Here is a 15,989-nt window from a genome sequence, read left to right on the forward strand (position 1 = left end):
GTCGCCTCCCTATGACAATACCGCGAGCTGCTTTTCTTCTCCCCAGAGGGAGTCATACACAATGTCGACCAGACTCGCTCTAGTCACAATTCCGATTAAGCGCCGATTTCCATCCACAACAGGGACATATTTGACACCCCGTTTTAAAATTTTGCGGACCGTGTCGCGCAGCAATGTGCCGCCCAATACTGTGTAAAGATCTTCATGCAGAACCTCTCCTACAAGATTGGCTTTTTTCCGGCATTGATCAATGATTTCAACATCCACATAGCCTCGGAGAATGTGCTCGTCATCAACGACAAGCAATGAATCGACACGCTCCTGCCTCATCAGCTGAATCGCTTCAGAAAGCGTTTTATCCGAGGTGATCGTTACAGGCTGCGTGTTCATAATTTGGTCAACCCGTTCCACATCCGGGCTGGATGATTGAATCAGCCGCTCTTTGCCGATAAATTCCTCAACAAATTCGTCTGCCGGATTTCTCAAAATGTCGTCGGGCGTTCCAACTTGAACGATTTCTCCCGCTTTTAAAATCACAATCCGATCTGCCAGCTTAATCGCTTCATCCATATCGTGGGTAACAAATACGATGGTTTTATGTAAGGTTTTTTGCAGTTTTTTAAATTCTTCCTGAAGGGAATCCCTCGTAATTGGGTCGAGTGCCCCAAACGGTTCATCCATTAAGATAAGCGGAGGCTCCGCGGCAAGTGCCCGTAATACACCAATTCGCTGCTGCTGTCCCCCGCTTAATTCATGAGGGTAACGGTCTAAATATTCTGGCCCCATATCGACCAATTTCAAAAGCTCACGCGCCCGTTCTTTCCGCTGCTGCTCCGGCCACTTCAGCAGTTTAGGGACAAGTGAAATGTTCTGCTGAATGGTCATATGGGGAAACAGGCCGATCTGCTGTATCACATAGCCAATTTTACGCCTAAGTTCTACAGGATCCTGTTCCATGATGTTTTCGCCGTCAATGAAAATCTTGCCGGCGGAAGGCTCAATTAATCGGTTAATCATTTTCATTGTTGTCGTCTTCCCGCATCCGCTCGGGCCGATAAAACAGATAAATTCGCCTTTTGCAATCTTAAGATTCACGTTGTTCACGGCTTTTTTGCCGCCTTTGTATGTTTTCGAGACATTTTCTAATGTCAGCAAACATCGCACCTCCAAAGTTAAATTTATTCAATTCGTTCAGTTTATATTTAATTTTTCAGACAATTGAATGCTTCTCATTATAGAATAAAGTTTATAAAATAAAAAGTTTACAATTTGTTCATATTGTTTATAAAGTATGTGTAAGCGCTGATTTACCCGCATTGACCTGTGATGATCTCCTTATTGCTCCAATTTCCTGCCAAATTCTCTAGTTACAGCATTTCCGCCGTATCAAAAATGTGGTATATTGACATCGGAATTGTTAGCTGAAAGGATTGAAACCGTTGGAGAAAGATCCGTTAACGATCATTGAACAAGCTGAGGACCATTTAATAGAAAGAATCGCGGAAAACATGCATGCATTTGGAATGCCCTCTACTGTCGGACGTGTGCTGGGCATTATTTATATGAATCGAAAACCGATGACGCTGGCCGAATTATCTGAAGCGACCGGCATGAGCAAAACACGCATGAGCCAGGTTGTGCGGGAAATGCTTGATGCCAACATCGCCGAGAAAGTGTTTGAAAAGGGCGTGCGAAAAGATTTATATGAGGTTGAGCAGGACTACTATCAAACGTTTATCACGCTGTTTACAGCTACTTGGAGCAAAGTCGTCAGCAAAAACAAAATGATGCATAAAAAACTCAATCGGGAACTGCTCAGCGTCTTGGATGAAGAGCTTACCCCTGAAGCGGAAGAAAAAGCGAATGAGCTGCTGAAGGAATTAAAGGAATGGCTCGATTATTATAATTGGCTCGGGCGATTGATTGAGTTTTTTGAAAGCGAAGAGATTTTTAAATATGTGCCGAAGCCTTAAAAAACGCCCTGTCATTCACAAGGCGTTTTTTCTTATGCGGCAACGGCCAGATTTTTCTTCTTTTTCTTTTTAATCGGGCTTAACGCGCGTTCAAGCCAGCCCATGACCAAATCGGCAATCACCGCCATCAGAGCTGTGGGGATCGCGCCCGCTAATATGATCGCGGTTCCGTTTGTTGCGTTTGATCCCCTGACGATGATATCCCCCAGCCCGCCTGCACCGACAAATGTCCCGATGGCCGTAATGCCGATGGCAATGACAAGCGCTGTGCGCAGGCCGGCCATAATGACAGAAAGCGCCAGCGGAAGCTCGACCATCCGCAATACTTGAAATTTTGTCATTCCCATCGCTTTTCCGGATTCAAGATAGGCGTGTTCAATGCTGATAATGCCTGTGTACGTATTTCTGATAATCGGCAGAAGAGAATACAGAAATAATGACAAAATCACCGTATTAGCGCCCAGCCCCATGACAAGCATCAGTACGGCGAGCATGGCGAGAGCCGGGATGGTCTGTATGACGTTCGTCACCGCAAAAACCCATCCGCTTAAAGTTCTGTATCTGGCGATCAGGATGCCAAGCGGAATTCCAACAATGGCGGCAAACAAAACGCCGTACACCGACATCAGAAAATGGCGGTAAAACTCCTGCATCACGTAACCGCCGTTTTGCGAATAGTAAGTGCCAAGCTGCTGTAGTACTTCCATATGATCCGCCTCTTTTCTTAGTCAAAATAATGATGTTTCTCTAAAAATTCCTTTGCTACGATAGACGGCTCCTTCAGCTTGCCATCCACCTCATAGTTAAGCTCCTGCATCGTTTCCGTATCGATTTGCCCAATCAGCTTATTGATGACGCCTTCAAGCTCCGGATGTACCTTAAGCACCTTTTCCGGAATCACAGGTGAGCAGTCATACGGCGGGAAAAAACGCTTATCGTCTTTTAAGATTTTCAGATCATATGCTTTAATCCGTCCGTCTGTTGAATAAGCAAGAACAGCATCCATTTTTCCGTTTTTGACTGCATCATAGACAAGCCCGATTTGCATTGGATAGGTTGTGCCAAACTCAAATCCATACGTGCTGACAAAGCCTTTATAACCGTCGCCTTTCCGTTTCAGCCAGGCATTGTCGACGCCCAATTTAAATTGGGAAGCGTTTTTCTTCAGGTCAGACAAGGTGTTGAGATGCTCCTTTTCCGCAAACTTTTTTGTCACAGTGAAGGCATATGTGTTATCAAATCCGTAGGAATCAAACCATTTATATGAAAAGCGTTTTTCAAATTCGTTCTGCACGATGTTCAGTGCTTTTTTCGGATCTTTCTCCGCTTCCTTGCCGAGGGTGCTAGTTAAATCCGTCCCGGAATAACGGGTGGCAGAAATATCAATGTCACCGCCGAGCATTGCTTGGTGCTGAACATAGTTTGACCCGAGATTTTTGACTAAAACCGTATTCAAATCTGTATCATGTTCAATAAGCTGCGCGATCATATTCGCTAAAATTTCTGATTCTGTCATGCTTTGCGCCCCGATTTTGATTGTATCGTCTGATGCGCCACCGAGTCCCGGCAGAGAGCAGCCGCTCAGCAGCAGGACAAAGACGAGGGCGAACGCGCCAAGCCATTTGATTTTTTTCGTTTTCAACAGAGCCAACTCCTTACGAAACTTCCTTCATCCCTTGCAACCCTTTCGGCGTCACCTTTCGTTCTGTCACAGCCAGCACATAATCAATGATAATCGCCAGGATCGTAACCGGCACGGCACCGCCAATGATATATTCAGGCTGATACAGGTTCAGGCCGATAAAAATGTAATCACCGAGACCGCCGCCGCCGATAAACGACGCAAGTGTCGCCCAGCCGATTAAATAAATCGTTGATGTCCGGATTCCCGCCATGATGATCGGAATCGCCAGCGGGATTTCGACGAGCCGAATCTGCTCCCAGCCGGTCATGCCAATCCCTTTGCCCGATTCCAGCAGATTTTTGTTTACACCTTTGATGCCGGTATACGTATTACGCAGGATCGGCAGCACCGAATAGAAAAATAAAGCGACAATCGCAGGCACTTTCCCTACGCCGAGAAGCGGAATAAAAAAGGCTAAAATCGCCAGACTCGGCAGGGTTTGCACTATGTTGACAACACCTATAATTGCGCCTGCGCCTTTTTTCATTCTAGTGAGAGCGACGCCGAGCGGCACTGCTACGATAATGCCCAATACAACGGCAATGAGTGAAATATATAAATGCTCTCCTGTTTTATACAGCAGCTCTCCGCCGTTCGTTTGCAAAAAAGTCATCATTTGATTCATCTTTAAAAGAGCTCCTCCCCTGGTCAGATCGTCATAAGCTGGTCTTCCTCACCCCATATGGAATCGTATACGATATCAACAAGGCTCGCTCTTGTCACAATTCCTGCTAAATGGTTCTGTTCATCCACCACCGGAACATACTTGATTCCCTGCTTCAAGATTTTCCGGACCGTATCGCGAAGAAGCGCCCCTTTTTGCACGGTATATATATCAGAGCTGTATACATCGCCAACGACGCTCGCTTTTTTGCGGTTTTGATCAATCATTTCCACATCAACATAGCCCTTCAGCACATTTTGCCGGTCCACAACGAGCAGCGAGTCGACACGTTTTTCTCTCATCAGCTGAATCGCCTGGGAAAGCGTTTTGTCCGCTGATACCGTTACAGGTGTTCTGTTCATCATTTGCTCAACCCGCTCGATATCTGGTCTTGACTGGATCAGGCGCTCTTTTCCGATAAATTCCTCAACAAATTCATTTGCCGGGTTCCGGAGAATCTCATCAGGTGTACCGACTTGAACGATTTCTCCCGCTTTTAAAATCACAATCCGGTCAGCGAGCTTAATTGCTTCATCCATATCATGGGTTACAAATACAATCGTTTTGTTTAAGGTTCTCTGCAGTTTTTTGAATTCTTCCTGAAGGGAATCACGCGTAATCGGATCAAGCGCTCCGAACGGTTCATCCATTAAGATGAGAGGGGGTTCCGCAGCCAATGCGCGCAGCACGCCGATTCTTTGCTGCTGTCCTCCGCTGAGCTCATGGGGATAACGGTCTAAATATTCCGGGCCCATATCCACGAGCTTTAACAGCTCTCTCGCCCGTTCTTTCCGTTTTTCTTCAGGCCATTTCAGCAGTTTCGGTACGAGTGAAATATTCTGCTGAATGGTCATGTGGGGGAACAAACCAATCTGCTGAATCACATAGCCGATTTTTCTTCTCAGCTCAACCGGGTCCTGTTCCATAATATTTTCTCCGTCGATAAAGATCCTTCCCGACGATGGTTCTATCAGTCTGTTAATCATCTTCATTGTCGTCGTTTTTCCGCAGCCGCTCGGGCCGATAAAACAGATAAATTCGCCCTTGGCAATATCTAAATCAATGCTGTTCACAGCTTTTTTTCCGCCTTTATATACTTTTGACACTTGCTCCAATTTCAGCAATCCGTGCACCTCCGCAGGTTTCCCTTAAATTTTCTGAAAAGTATAATCTTTATTATAGTTTGAACTTTATAAAATAAAAAGTTTACAATGTGTTGAAATTATATGTTATTTACAGATTATTTATTGTTATGACCGAGACGGAAAGGGTGTTCTTACAATTACGCCGGATACCTCCCTATTCCTCTGCATTCAGCTATTTTCAACAACTGGCAGAAATATGATATATTGACACCATCAATTGCCATTTGAAGGGATGATCAGCTGTGGAAAAAACTGCTCTCGACATCATTGAACATGCTGAAGAGCATCTCATTGAGAAGATTGCCGAAAATATGCATACGTTTGGAATGCCTTCAACTGTCGGGCGTGTGCTTGGAATTATTTATATGAATCGAAAACCGATGACATTAAGCGAGCTCTCAGAGGCAACGGGCATGAGCAAAACGCGGATGAGCCAGGTTGTCCGTGAAATGATCGATGCCAATATTGCCGAAAAGGTGTTTGAAAAAGGCGTACGAAAAGACCTTTATGACGTCGAGCAGGATTATTATCAAACCTTCATTTCTTTATTTACGGCGAACTGGACAAAGGTCGTGAGCAAAAACAAAGTGCTGTATAAAAAATTAAACCGGGAGCTGACTGATCTTTTACAAAGGGACGGGCTCACCCCCGAAGCGGAAGAGAAAGTTAATCAGCTGCTGAATGAATTAAGAGAATGGCTCCATTACTATGACTGGCTGAGCAGATTAATTGAATTCTTTGAGAGTGAGGAAGTCTTTCAATACGTTCCGAAAACAAAAGAAAGCAGCTCCCTGAAGTAAGAAAACTGCTTTATGCATTATAAAGTTAAGATCGGAAACATGCCTTTCAGCCCGGCACCGATCATACCGACCGCAACGACCGCCAAGATTAATCCCATCAGTCTGGTAATGACGTTCATCTCGGTTTTAAAGGTAAAGCGCTGCTCCGCATCGCCGAAACAATCTATGAATTGGAGAAGTATTTGAGAAATATATCAATAACTAGTAGAAAAAAAGACACAGTTGCTATTAGACCCGTGTCTTTTTTGTGTGGCATTTTTGTATGAATATTGGTTACTTTACAACTTTTTTCTTTTATAATAAAACTAGTAGTCTATTTTCCCTATATTACAGGTAAAGGAGTTATTTTATGTATTGTCCTCAATGCGGCCATCAAACAGATGGCGGAAAGTTTTGTGAGAAATGCGGATCGCCGCTTCCTGGTCAATCAAGCCAACAGCAGGCAGCGCAAACCGGAGCCGCTGCAAAACAAGCAGCAAAGCAGTTCGGTTCATTTGTCTTGGCCGTCCTGAAACGCCCTTATCAGGAATGTAAAACAACAGGAGGAGAACAGCTGATCAGCGCAATCATCACGTTGGTTCTGTTCAGTTTGCTGACCCCTTTGATGTTTTATATTCTTTTTTCAGACGGTCCCGGAAGCGTAAGCTTTACAGCAGTCTTTTTAGAGCCAACGATTTATTTTATGTTATTTCTATTTGGCCTGCATGCATGCATCTTTTTCGCCCTGAAAATCGCGGGAAACCAAGTGTCTTTCAAAGATTCATTTTCCAGATTTGGTGCGTTTCTCATTCCGTTTACGGCTATTTTGATTCTTGCCCTTTTATTCTTTTTATTACATACAGACATTTGCTTCACCGTGTTAGCCGTTGGTTTAATCGGTGCATTCTTTGCCATTCCTCCTGCGATGCTGAGCAGTTACCAGCATTCATATAAAGGAAAGGTTGATATCATTTACCCAACGATTATCATTTATCTGATCACCTGCGTTACATTTCAGTTAATCATCGAACACTATATTAAAGAGATTTTCCGTTATATGCTCTTTTAAAAAACAGCCCCATCACCTGCTAGTGATGGGGCTGTTTTTATTGAATAGACGTTAAGTAAATTCTTCCGTTTTTCACTGTACCGGTATAGGTCCAGTTATATGTTCTAAGCTTTGGACTGCCGCCTGATTTTGTGATATAGAATTCTTCATATGTCTTAATCGTGATAGCTGATCCATTTTGGCTCCAGCTTTTCACTTCATAGTTATTAAAGTCTTCTGTTGTCCCCTCTTTATTTAACTTCGCAACGAGATGCTGCTGGTCGGAATAAAGAGAACTGCCTTTTTCAAGACTGTCTTCCATCAGCGAGAAGTTATTTTGATTCACGGCATCTGCCTGACTTTGCAGATAACTGCCCATAAATAATGTCACTTGTTCATCTGTCACATCCCCGCTTGCAGAGCTTTTACTGTCTTTATTTTTCGAGCCTTCCCAGGCGGATGTGTACGTCTCCGGTTTATCATTTTTGATTTTCTTTATATTTGAACCGGAAGATTCGAATGTTGATTCTGCATCTTCGAAAATCCACTTTTTCTGTTTTTTATCATATGAAAGAATATATTCGTAACTCGGGCTGTCATCAGTCATTTCGGATTTTGAATAGTCGTTATATGATGAAGACTGGTGAAGTTCTTTCCCTGTTACCGATACCTGCCACGTCCCGTCGTTTTTCTGAGAGAGCGCGAATGTATCCAGATCAAAATCAGTTTCTAGGTATTTATCCTTTAAGTATGAATCCGTGTTTTTCATAGAATCGACGGTATCCTTCGTCTCTGCTTTCCATTTGGCACCAGCCTCTGTCATCTGGGCTGTATTCCCATCTGATAGCGCTTTGGAGTACTGTTTTGTTGTTTTGACAATCGTGTTCATAACCGTTTCCTGAGTATCTTGATCAGGAATTAACGTTAACTCCATTTCTTTTTGATCGATCGGAACGCCCGCTGTTTTTGTTTTCCCCCATGGAAACTCTGCTTCGACCGAAGCCGTCATGGATCCGTCTGTCAGAAGCGGACCGTATGTTACGGGTTTGAACGGGTCTTTATGAATCGATTTGCCGTTAATCAGCAAGTCTCCCTTCCCGCTCTTGATGTCATCCGCTAACCTGAATGTCACATCGTCTGCTTCCAATGAAAGATCAACACGAAAGCTGTTATCGCCAACCGCCTGTATGTCTTCCTTTTTCACAAGATCGACTACATCGTTTTTCAGTTTGGCTGAGACGGTATATTCGCCGGGAATGTAAGGTCCGAGGGTTTGTGCTTGATCTGCTTTCTTTACAGATCCGGCATCCTCTGTATTGACATATAGATCGGTATTTTTATAATTGCTGGTCACTTCAAAATAAACAGGTGCTATCTTTAAGTCATAATGGTCAAAAACTAGCAAGCTTTTCCCGTCTTTCTCCGCATATACAATATCCTTTTGGGCTGTTTCAGCACGCAGCGATGCAAAAAGCTCATCTTTTTTGTCAGGATGATCCTTTAAATAGGTAAGAAACGGTTTTACATTATTTTTAGTAAGCTTAAGCTTGTCATTTACCGGCGTAAGGAGAGATGCGATTTGCTCTTTATCCTCATCATTTACAGCCTCTTCAAATTTGTCGACTAACCTATCCTTTGAAGTAAAATACGCTCCGGTTTTATATGCAGCGAATAATATGACGCACGCTGCGGCAATGCTGCTCCATAAAACGATGGTCTTCTTAGGGATTGGTTTTCGCGGAGCCTGCCTCGTTTCTGCAGTGCTTGCTGTTTCTTTATTTGCCTGTCTGCTGCTCCCTCCGATCGGGGTGCCGCATTCTTTACAAAATTTGGCCCCTTCATTATTTTTTTGACCACATTCCTTACAAAACATGTGACTTTCCTCCTATTTGTTATCCACTATTTTGTACAGATTTCCTATGTTACATATTTTATAATAGAATGGTATGAAATTGGAGGAAATCACGAAAATATCTCTATTAACATGTGAAAAGGTGGTATGAACGTGCAAAAGCTCACCATTCAAAAAGCGAAAAACTATGATCATGCGCTGTACGAGCTGCTGCTGCTCGCCGATCCGTCGAAAGAAATTGTTGATGAATATCTTGAGAGAGGAGAATGTTACACGGCCTGGGCAGATGATGAGCTTGCAGGTGTTTATGTTTTGCTAAAAACAAGGCCGCAAACGGTCGAAATTGTAAATATTGCCGTAAAAGAGTCTCTTCAAAAGAAGGGTTTTGGCAAACAGCTTGTACAGGACGCCATTGAAAAGGCAAAGGAGCTGGGGGCAAACACGATTGAAATCGGCACGGGGAATTCCAGCATTCATCAGCTTTCTCTCTATCAAAAATGCGGATTCCGCCTGCAGGCGATCGACCACGATTTCTTTGTCAGACATTATGATGAGGATATTTTTGAAAACGGGATTCAATGCCGCGATATGGTGAGGCTTTATTTGGATCTGTAAAGCGTAAAAAACCGCCGAGAAAAATCCCGGCGGTCATGTTATTACTTATTCAAGTTGTAGAAAGAGTTAATACCGTGGTATTGAGCAGTTTCAGCCAACTGATCTTCGATGCGAAGAAGCTGGTTGTATTTCGCAACACGGTCCGTACGAGACGGAGCACCTGTTTTGATTTGTCCTGCGTTTGTTGCCACAGCAATGTCAGCGATTGTGCTGTCTTCAGTTTCACCAGAACGGTGAGAGATAACAGCAGTGTAGCCTGCGCGTTTCGCCATTTCGATCGCATCGAATGTTTCAGTCAATGTACCGATTTGGTTTACTTTGATCAGGATAGAGTTGCCTACGCCGTTTTTGATACCTTCAGCAAGTTTTTTCGTGTTTGTAACGAAGAGGTCATCACCGACAAGCTGAACTTTTTTGCCAAGACGCTCAGTAAGAAGCTTGTGGCCTTCCCAGTCGTTTTCGTCAAGTCCGTCTTCGATAGAGATGATTGGGTATTTAGAAACCATTTCTTCGTACCAGTCAACCATTTCAGCAGATGTTTTCACAACGCCTTCGCCAGACAGATGGTATTTGCCGTCTTCTTTGTTGTAGAACTCAGAAGATGCAGCATCCATTGCAAGCTTCACTTCTTCGCCAGGTTTGAAGCCGGCTTTTTCGATTGCTTCAACGATTGTTTGAAGCGCTTCTTCGTTAGAACCAAGGTTTGGAGCGAATCCGCCTTCATCACCTACAGCTGTGTTCATTCCTTTAGCAGAAAGAACTGATTTCAGGCTGTGGAAGATTTGAGCGCCCATGCGAAGTGCTTCACGGAAGTTAGGAGCACCTACAGGCATGATCATGAATTCTTGAATATCCACGTTGTTATCAGCATGCTCTCCGCCGTTTACGATGTTCATCATCGGTACAGGAAGAGTTTTTGAGTTGAATCCTCCAAGGTATTGGTAAAGAGGAATCTGTAAGAAATCAGCTGCTGCGCGCGCACAAGCCATAGATACGCCAAGGATTGCATTCGCACCGAGTTTGCCTTTGTTTTCAGTACCGTCAAGCTCGATTAAAAGCTGATCGATTGCATTTTGCTCAGTTACATCAAAGCCAAGAAGCTCTGGAGAAATGATTTCGTTTACGTTGTTAACAGCTGTTAACACGCCTTTTCCAAGGTAACGGTCTTTGTCGCCGTCACGAAGTTCAACTGCTTCGTATTCACCTGTAGAAGCTCCGCTTGGCACTAATGCGCGTCCGAAAGCTCCTGTTTCTGTATATACTTCAACTTCAACTGTTGGGTTGCCGCGGGAGTCTAATACTTCGCGTGCATAAACATCAACAATGTATGGCATAAGTTTTGTCTCTCCTTTTAATTTCAAATTATTTTTGAATTAAAGATGTTCCTGTCATTTCTTTCGGTTTTTCAACACCGAGAAGGTCTAATAACGTTGGTGCAAGGTCGCCTAGGATTCCGCCTTCACGCAGCGTGATGCCTTCTTTCGTAACAATCACTGGGACTGGGTTTGTCGTATGCGCAGTGTGCGGTTCGCCTGATTCTGTAATCAGAATGTCAGCATTACCGTGATCAGCGGTAATGATAGCATGTCCGCCTTTAGCGAGAATCGCGTCAACGACTTCGCCTAAGCATTCGTCCACTGCTTCAATAGCTTTGATTGTTGGTTCAACCATTCCGGAGTGGCCGACCATATCAGGGTTTGCGAAGTTCAGTATGATCGCGTCATGCTTGTCAGCTTCAATTTCTTTGACAAGCGCGTCCTTCACTTCATACGCACTCATTTCAGGCTTCAAGTCATATGTTGCAACTTTCGGCGAGTTGATGAGAATACGCTCTTCACCCGGGAATTCAGCTTCACGGCCGCCGCTCATAAAGAACGTGACGTGCGGATACTTTTCAGTTTCTGCAATTCGAAGCTGTTTTAATCCGTGCTGAGATAATACTTCTCCGACTGTGTTATCGAGATTTATCGGTTTAAACGCTACATAGCCGTCAACAGTCTCACTGAAGTGAGTCAGGCAGACGAAATGCAGGTTTTTCGGATGATTTTCACCGCGGTCGAAATCACGGAAATCTTTGTTTGTGAACGTGTTAGAAATCTGAATCGCGCGGTCCGGTCTGAAATTATAGAAAATCACAGAATCGCCGTCTTGGATTGTCGCAACAGGCTCACCGTTTTCCTTTGTAATCACAGACGGAATCACGAATTCATCATAGATTCCATTCGCATATGAATCATCAACAACATCCATTGCACTGCGGTATGTTGGGCCTTCGCCGTACGCCATTGCGCGGTACGCTTTTTCTACACGGTCCCAGCGTTTGTCGCGGTCCATTGAGTAGTAGCGTCCGGAAACGCTGGCGATTTCTCCAACACCGCTTTCCTCGATTTTTTCGTTCAGCTGCTTGATGTATGTTTTCGCTGTTTGCGGACCTACATCACGGCCGTCAAGGAAACCATGAATGTAAACCTTTGTCAGCCCTTCATTTTTCGCAAGCTTTAACAAAGCGAACAAATGATTGATGTGGCTGTGCACGCCGCCGTCTGATAAAAGGCCGAACAGGTGCAGGGCTTTGTTGTTTTCTTTCGCGTTGTTAATCGCGTCAAGGAATGTTTGATTGCGTTCGAACTCTCCTTCACGAATGGCAACATTTACGCGTGTTAAGCTTTGGTACACAATACGTCCCGCACCGATATTTAAGTGACCCACTTCGGAGTTCCCCATCTGTCCCTCAGGAAGACCTACAGCCTCGCCTGAAGCTGTCAATGTTTGATGAGGATACTGGTTCCAGTAGCGGTCAAAATTCGGTTTTTTCGCTAAAGCGACTGCGTTTCCTACTGTTTCGTTACGTAATCCGAACCCATCAAGAATGATGAGTGCAGCTGGTTTTTTACTCATATTGACCTTCCTCCAATAATTGAACGAATGACTGTGGCTCAAGGCTCGCGCCGCCGACCAAAGCACCGTCAATATCGGACTCTGCCATATATTCTTTAATGTTTGCAGGCTTTACGCTTCCGCCATATTGGATGCGAAGCTTGTCTGCAACTTCTTGGCTGAAGCTTTCAGCGACGGTTTTACGGATATGCGCACACACGTCATTCGCATCTTTCGCTGTAGAAGATTTGCCTGTTCCGATTGCCCAGATTGGCTCATACGCAATAACAGAAGCAGCAACTTGTTTTTCAGATAGACCAGCAAGGCCTTTTTTCACTTGGTCAGCAACAAGATCATTTGTTTTGCCGGCTTCGCGCTCTTCAAGCGTTTCACCCACACAGATGATCGGCACAATGCCGTGTTTGAAAGCAGCATGTGCTTTTTTGTTAACTGTTTCATCAGTTTCAGCGAACATTTCACGGCGCTCAGAGTGGCCGATGACGCAGTAGTCAACGCCAAGGTCTTTCAGAGCAACCGGGCTGATTTCGCCTGTGAACGCGCCGCTTTCTTCGAAGTGCATGTTTTGAGCGCCGACTTTTAGGTCAGTGCCTTTAACAGCAGAAGTAAGCTTTTCTAAGAAAAGTGCTGGCGCGCAAACAACAGCTTCCGCTTTGTCTGCTGCTGGAATGGAAGATTTCACTTCTTCAACGAAGCTGACAGCTTCACCGAGTGTTTTGTTCATTTTCCAGTTACCGGCGATAATTGGTTTTCTCATCTGTTCCACTTCCTTATAGCAGTTTTGAGATTATTTATCGTTTAGTGCAGCTACCCCTGGAAGCTCTTTGCCTTCCATAAACTCAAGGGATGCGCCGCCGCCTGTTGAGATGTGGCTCATTTTGTCAGCAAGGCCGAATTTTTCAACCGCTGCCGCAGAGTCTCCTCCGCCGATGACAGAGTATGTATCTTTCGCCTCTGCCAATGCTTCCGCAACCGCTTTTGTTCCTTGAGCGAACAAGTCGATTTCGAATACGCCCATCGGTCCGTTCCACACGACAAGTTTGCTGTTTTTGATGACGTCAGCATAAGTTTCGCGTGTTTTCGTACCAATGTCGATTGCTTCTAAATCACTAGGGATTTCAGAGATCGGCACAATTTTCACGTTTGCATCGTTAGAGAAATCATCTGCAACAAGAACATCTTCAGGCATATAGAAGTTAACGCCTTTTTCTTTCGCGCGGTCCATAAATGATTTCGCAAGCTCGATTTTATCTTCTTCAAGAAGAGATTTACCGACTTCATAGCCAAGCGCTTTTACGAATGTATAAGCAAGACCTCCACCGATGATCAGGTTGTCTACTTTATCAAGAAGACTTTCGATCACACCGATTTTGTCTTTTACTTTCGCTCCGCCGATGATTGCCGTGAACGGGCGATCAGGGTTAGAAACCGCTTTTCCGAGTACGTCAAGCTCTTTTTCCATTAAGAAACCTGCAACTGCTGGCAGATGCTCGGCAATTCCAGCTGTAGATGCGTGAGCACGGTGGGCAGCACCAAATGCGTCATTTACATATACATCCGCAAGCTCAGCAAATGCTTTTGCAAGTTCAGGATCATTTTTCTCTTCACCAGGGTAGAAACGTACGTTTTCCAATACAAGAACGTCTCCGTCCTTCATGTCAGAAATTTGTGCTTTTACAGCATCGCCGTAAGCTTCATCTGCTTTCTTCACTTCTTTGCCAAGCAGTTCGCCTAGACGTGCAGCGACAGGAGTTAAACGAAGCTCCTCAACCACTTCGCCTTTCGGGCGGCCTAAGTGGCTCGCAAGAAGGACTTTCGCGCCTTGTTCTGCAAGGTGTTTGATAGTTGGAAGCGCAGCACGGATACGTGTATCGTCTGTTACTTCCCCGTCTTTCATTGGAACGTTAAAGTCAACGCGGCAGAATACAACTTTGCCTTTTACGTCGATGTCTTTGAGAGTTTTCTTATTCATGCCTAGGAGATCCTCCTTCAAAATGGTTTGCATACAGCACGAAAAACGTGAAACCGTCTGGTCAAGCGATAACTCCGCTAGGGCAGATCACAGTCTATTTCGGCACAGGGCAGTTCGTCTGAAGCCAGGGCAGCGGCCTTAGGCGAAAGCGCCGGCAAAACTGCTAAAACGCGGTCGTTTCTCTGTCACAGAACGTTTTCTGAAAGCCGGTCTTCATGGAAAAAGGGAAAGGGAGTCCGTCCCCTTCCCTTGTCCGCTTTCATTATAGCGCTTCTATTCAAAAGAACCAAGTCAGGTCCTTTTTTCAGCTATAAATTAAAGACCTTTTTTTGCGATGTAAGCTGCAAGGTCAACAACGCGGTTAGAGTAGCCGCTTTCGTTATCGTACCAAGAGATTACTTTTACCATGCTGCCTTCCATTACCATTGTAGAAAGAGCATCGATTGTAGAAGAGTTTTTGTTTCCGTTGTAGTCGCCAGAAACTAATGGCTCTTCGCTGTAGCCAAGGATTCCTTTAAGATCGCCTTCAGCTGCTTCTTTAAGAGCTGCATTTACTTCTTCAGCTGTTACTTCTTGGTTCAGTTCAGCAACCAAGTCAACTAAAGAAACGTTTGGAGTTGGAACACGCATTGCTCCACCGTTCAGTTTGCCTTTTAGTTCAGGAAGAACTAGAGAAACTGCTTTAGCAGCACCAGTTGAAGTTGGGATGATGTTTTCAGCTGCTGCACGCGCACGACGGTAGTCTTTGTGCGGAAGATCAAGGATTTGCTGATCATTTGTGTAAGAGTGAACAGTTGTCATCATACCGCGTTTGATGCCAAATTTGTCGTTAAGTACTTTTGCAAACGGCGCAAGGCAGTTTGTTGTGCAAGATGCGTTAGAGATAACATCGTGGTTAGCCGCATCGTATTTATCTTCGTTAACACCCATAACGATAGTGATATCTTCTTCGTTAGCAGGAGCAGAGATGATTACTTTTTTCGCGCCAGCTTCTAAGTGTTTCGCAGCGTCTGCGCGTTTTGTGAAGAAACCAGTAGATTCAACTACGATTTCAACGCCTTGTTTGCCCCAGCTAAGTTTAGCAGGATCGCGTTCTGCAGAAACTTCAATTGTTTTGCCGTTAACAACAAGGTTGTTACCGTCAACTGAAACCTCAGCGTCTAATTTTCCGTGTACAGAATCATATTGTAAAAGGTGAGCCAGCATGTTAGCATCTGTTAAATCGTTAACCGCTACTACCTCAACTTCAGGATTGTTTAATGCTGCGCGGAATACGTTACGTCCAATACGACCAAAACCGTTAATACCGACTTTTACTGCCATGATTGTTTCCTCCTTTAAATAAGTGAGAGATATTTATAT

15 protein-coding genes and 1 pseudogene are annotated in these 15,989 nt (G+C 44.5%); 4 read left to right on the forward strand and 12 right to left on the reverse strand.

The window, feature by feature from the left end; translation table 11 throughout:
• Window positions 1-9 precede the first annotated feature (9 nt).
• Window positions 10-1,155, reverse strand: a complete 1,146-nt coding sequence (gene opuBA / locus M0696_RS17020) for a choline ABC transporter ATP-binding protein OpuBA (RefSeq protein ID WP_222142040.1) — start codon at window positions 1,153-1,155, stop codon at window positions 10-12.
• A gap of 284 nt (window positions 1,156-1,439) precedes the next feature.
• On the opposite strand from opuBA, the gene M0696_RS17025 reads away from it, so the two are divergent.
• Window positions 1,440-1,973, forward strand: coding sequence for a GbsR/MarR family transcriptional regulator (locus M0696_RS17025; protein WP_166848351.1), 534 nt, complete (start codon window positions 1,440-1,442; stop codon window positions 1,971-1,973).
• A 32-nt stretch (window positions 1,974-2,005) separates the two neighbouring features.
• Here the strand turns inward: M0696_RS17025 and opuCD are convergent, their stop codons facing one another.
• From opuCD to opuCA, 4 genes are read right to left on the reverse strand one after another with little or no spacing between them, the layout of a single operon-like run.
• Complete coding sequence (gene opuCD / locus M0696_RS17030; RefSeq protein ID WP_222142041.1) at window positions 2,006-2,680, reverse strand: glycine betaine/carnitine/choline/choline sulfate ABC transporter permease OpuCD; 675 nt, start codon at window positions 2,678-2,680, stop codon at window positions 2,006-2,008.
• 17 nt (window positions 2,681-2,697) lie between these two features.
• A complete protein-coding gene (gene opuCC / locus M0696_RS17035; RefSeq protein WP_248602198.1) occupies window positions 2,698-3,615 on the reverse strand; it encodes an osmoprotectant ABC transporter substrate-binding lipoprotein OpuCC in 918 nt (305 codons plus the stop codon).
• Between the two features lie 13 nt (window positions 3,616-3,628).
• Complete coding sequence (opuCB, locus tag M0696_RS17040) at window positions 3,629-4,282, reverse strand: glycine betaine/carnitine/choline/choline sulfate ABC transporter permease OpuCB (protein WP_003219978.1); 654 nt, start codon at window positions 4,280-4,282, stop codon at window positions 3,629-3,631.
• Window positions 4,283-4,305: 23 nt separating this feature from the next.
• A complete protein-coding gene (opuCA, locus tag M0696_RS17045; RefSeq protein ID WP_248602199.1) occupies window positions 4,306-5,445 on the reverse strand; it encodes an osmoprotectant ABC transporter ATP-binding protein OpuCA in 1,140 nt (379 codons plus the stop codon).
• Window positions 5,446-5,708: 263 nt separating this feature from the next.
• Here opuCA and opcR point away from each other — a divergent pair, with 263 nt between their 5' ends.
• Window positions 5,709-6,266 carry an opuC operon transcriptional regulator OpcR gene (gene opcR, locus M0696_RS17050; RefSeq protein WP_166848339.1) on the forward strand — a complete coding sequence of 186 codons (558 nt, stop codon included), beginning with the start codon at window positions 5,709-5,711 and terminating at the stop codon, window positions 6,264-6,266.
• A gap of 17 nt (window positions 6,267-6,283) precedes the next feature.
• Here opcR and M0696_RS17055 read toward each other — a convergent pair.
• Window positions 6,284-6,394 (reverse strand): annotated as a pseudogene (locus M0696_RS17055) (MarC family protein); the annotation flags it as partial.
• 221 nt (window positions 6,395-6,615) lie between these two features.
• Here M0696_RS17055 and M0696_RS17060 point away from each other — a divergent pair.
• Entirely contained in the window at window positions 6,616-7,314 is a 699-nt protein-coding gene (locus M0696_RS17060; RefSeq protein WP_166848336.1) for a zinc ribbon domain-containing protein, read from the forward strand.
• A gap of 37 nt (window positions 7,315-7,351) precedes the next feature.
• On the opposite strand, the gene M0696_RS17065 is transcribed toward M0696_RS17060, so the two are convergent.
• Entirely contained in the window at window positions 7,352-9,166 is a 1,815-nt protein-coding gene (locus M0696_RS17065) for a zinc ribbon domain-containing protein (protein ID WP_222142044.1), read from the reverse strand.
• A 126-nt stretch (window positions 9,167-9,292) separates the two neighbouring features.
• On the opposite strand from M0696_RS17065, the gene M0696_RS17070 reads away from it, so the two are divergent.
• The gene (locus M0696_RS17070; protein ID WP_166848331.1) at window positions 9,293-9,760 is read left to right on the forward strand and encodes a GNAT family N-acetyltransferase; all 468 of its coding nucleotides are present in this window, start codon (window positions 9,293-9,295) and stop codon (window positions 9,758-9,760) included.
• Window positions 9,761-9,801: 41 nt separating this feature from the next.
• Here the strand turns inward: M0696_RS17070 and eno are convergent, their stop codons facing one another.
• From eno to gap, 5 genes are all read right to left on the reverse strand, one after another.
• Window positions 9,802-11,094: a phosphopyruvate hydratase gene (gene eno, locus M0696_RS17075; protein ID WP_007409956.1), complete on the reverse strand. Its 1,293-nt coding sequence runs from the start codon at window positions 11,092-11,094 to the stop codon at window positions 9,802-9,804.
• 28 nt (window positions 11,095-11,122) lie between these two features.
• Window positions 11,123-12,658, reverse strand: coding sequence for a 2,3-bisphosphoglycerate-independent phosphoglycerate mutase (gpmI, locus tag M0696_RS17080; protein ID WP_222142045.1), 1,536 nt, complete (start codon window positions 12,656-12,658; stop codon window positions 11,123-11,125).
• The gene (gene tpiA, locus M0696_RS17085) at window positions 12,651-13,412 is read right to left on the reverse strand and encodes a triose-phosphate isomerase (RefSeq protein ID WP_248602200.1); all 762 of its coding nucleotides are present in this window, start codon (window positions 13,410-13,412) and stop codon (window positions 12,651-12,653) included. Before tpiA ends, gpmI begins: the two co-directional genes overlap by 8 nt.
• Window positions 13,413-13,442: 30 nt before the next feature.
• Window positions 13,443-14,627: a phosphoglycerate kinase gene (locus M0696_RS17090; protein ID WP_166848325.1), complete on the reverse strand. Its 1,185-nt coding sequence runs from the start codon at window positions 14,625-14,627 to the stop codon at window positions 13,443-13,445.
• A gap of 315 nt (window positions 14,628-14,942) precedes the next feature.
• Window positions 14,943-15,950, reverse strand: a complete 1,008-nt coding sequence (gene gap / locus M0696_RS17095; protein ID WP_003219957.1) for a type I glyceraldehyde-3-phosphate dehydrogenase — start codon at window positions 15,948-15,950, stop codon at window positions 14,943-14,945.
• Window positions 15,951-15,989 lie beyond the last annotated feature (39 nt).

It is taken from the genome of Bacillus rugosus (assembly GCF_023238245.1).
Taxonomy (GTDB): domain Bacteria; phylum Bacillota; class Bacilli; order Bacillales; family Bacillaceae; genus Bacillus; species Bacillus rugosus.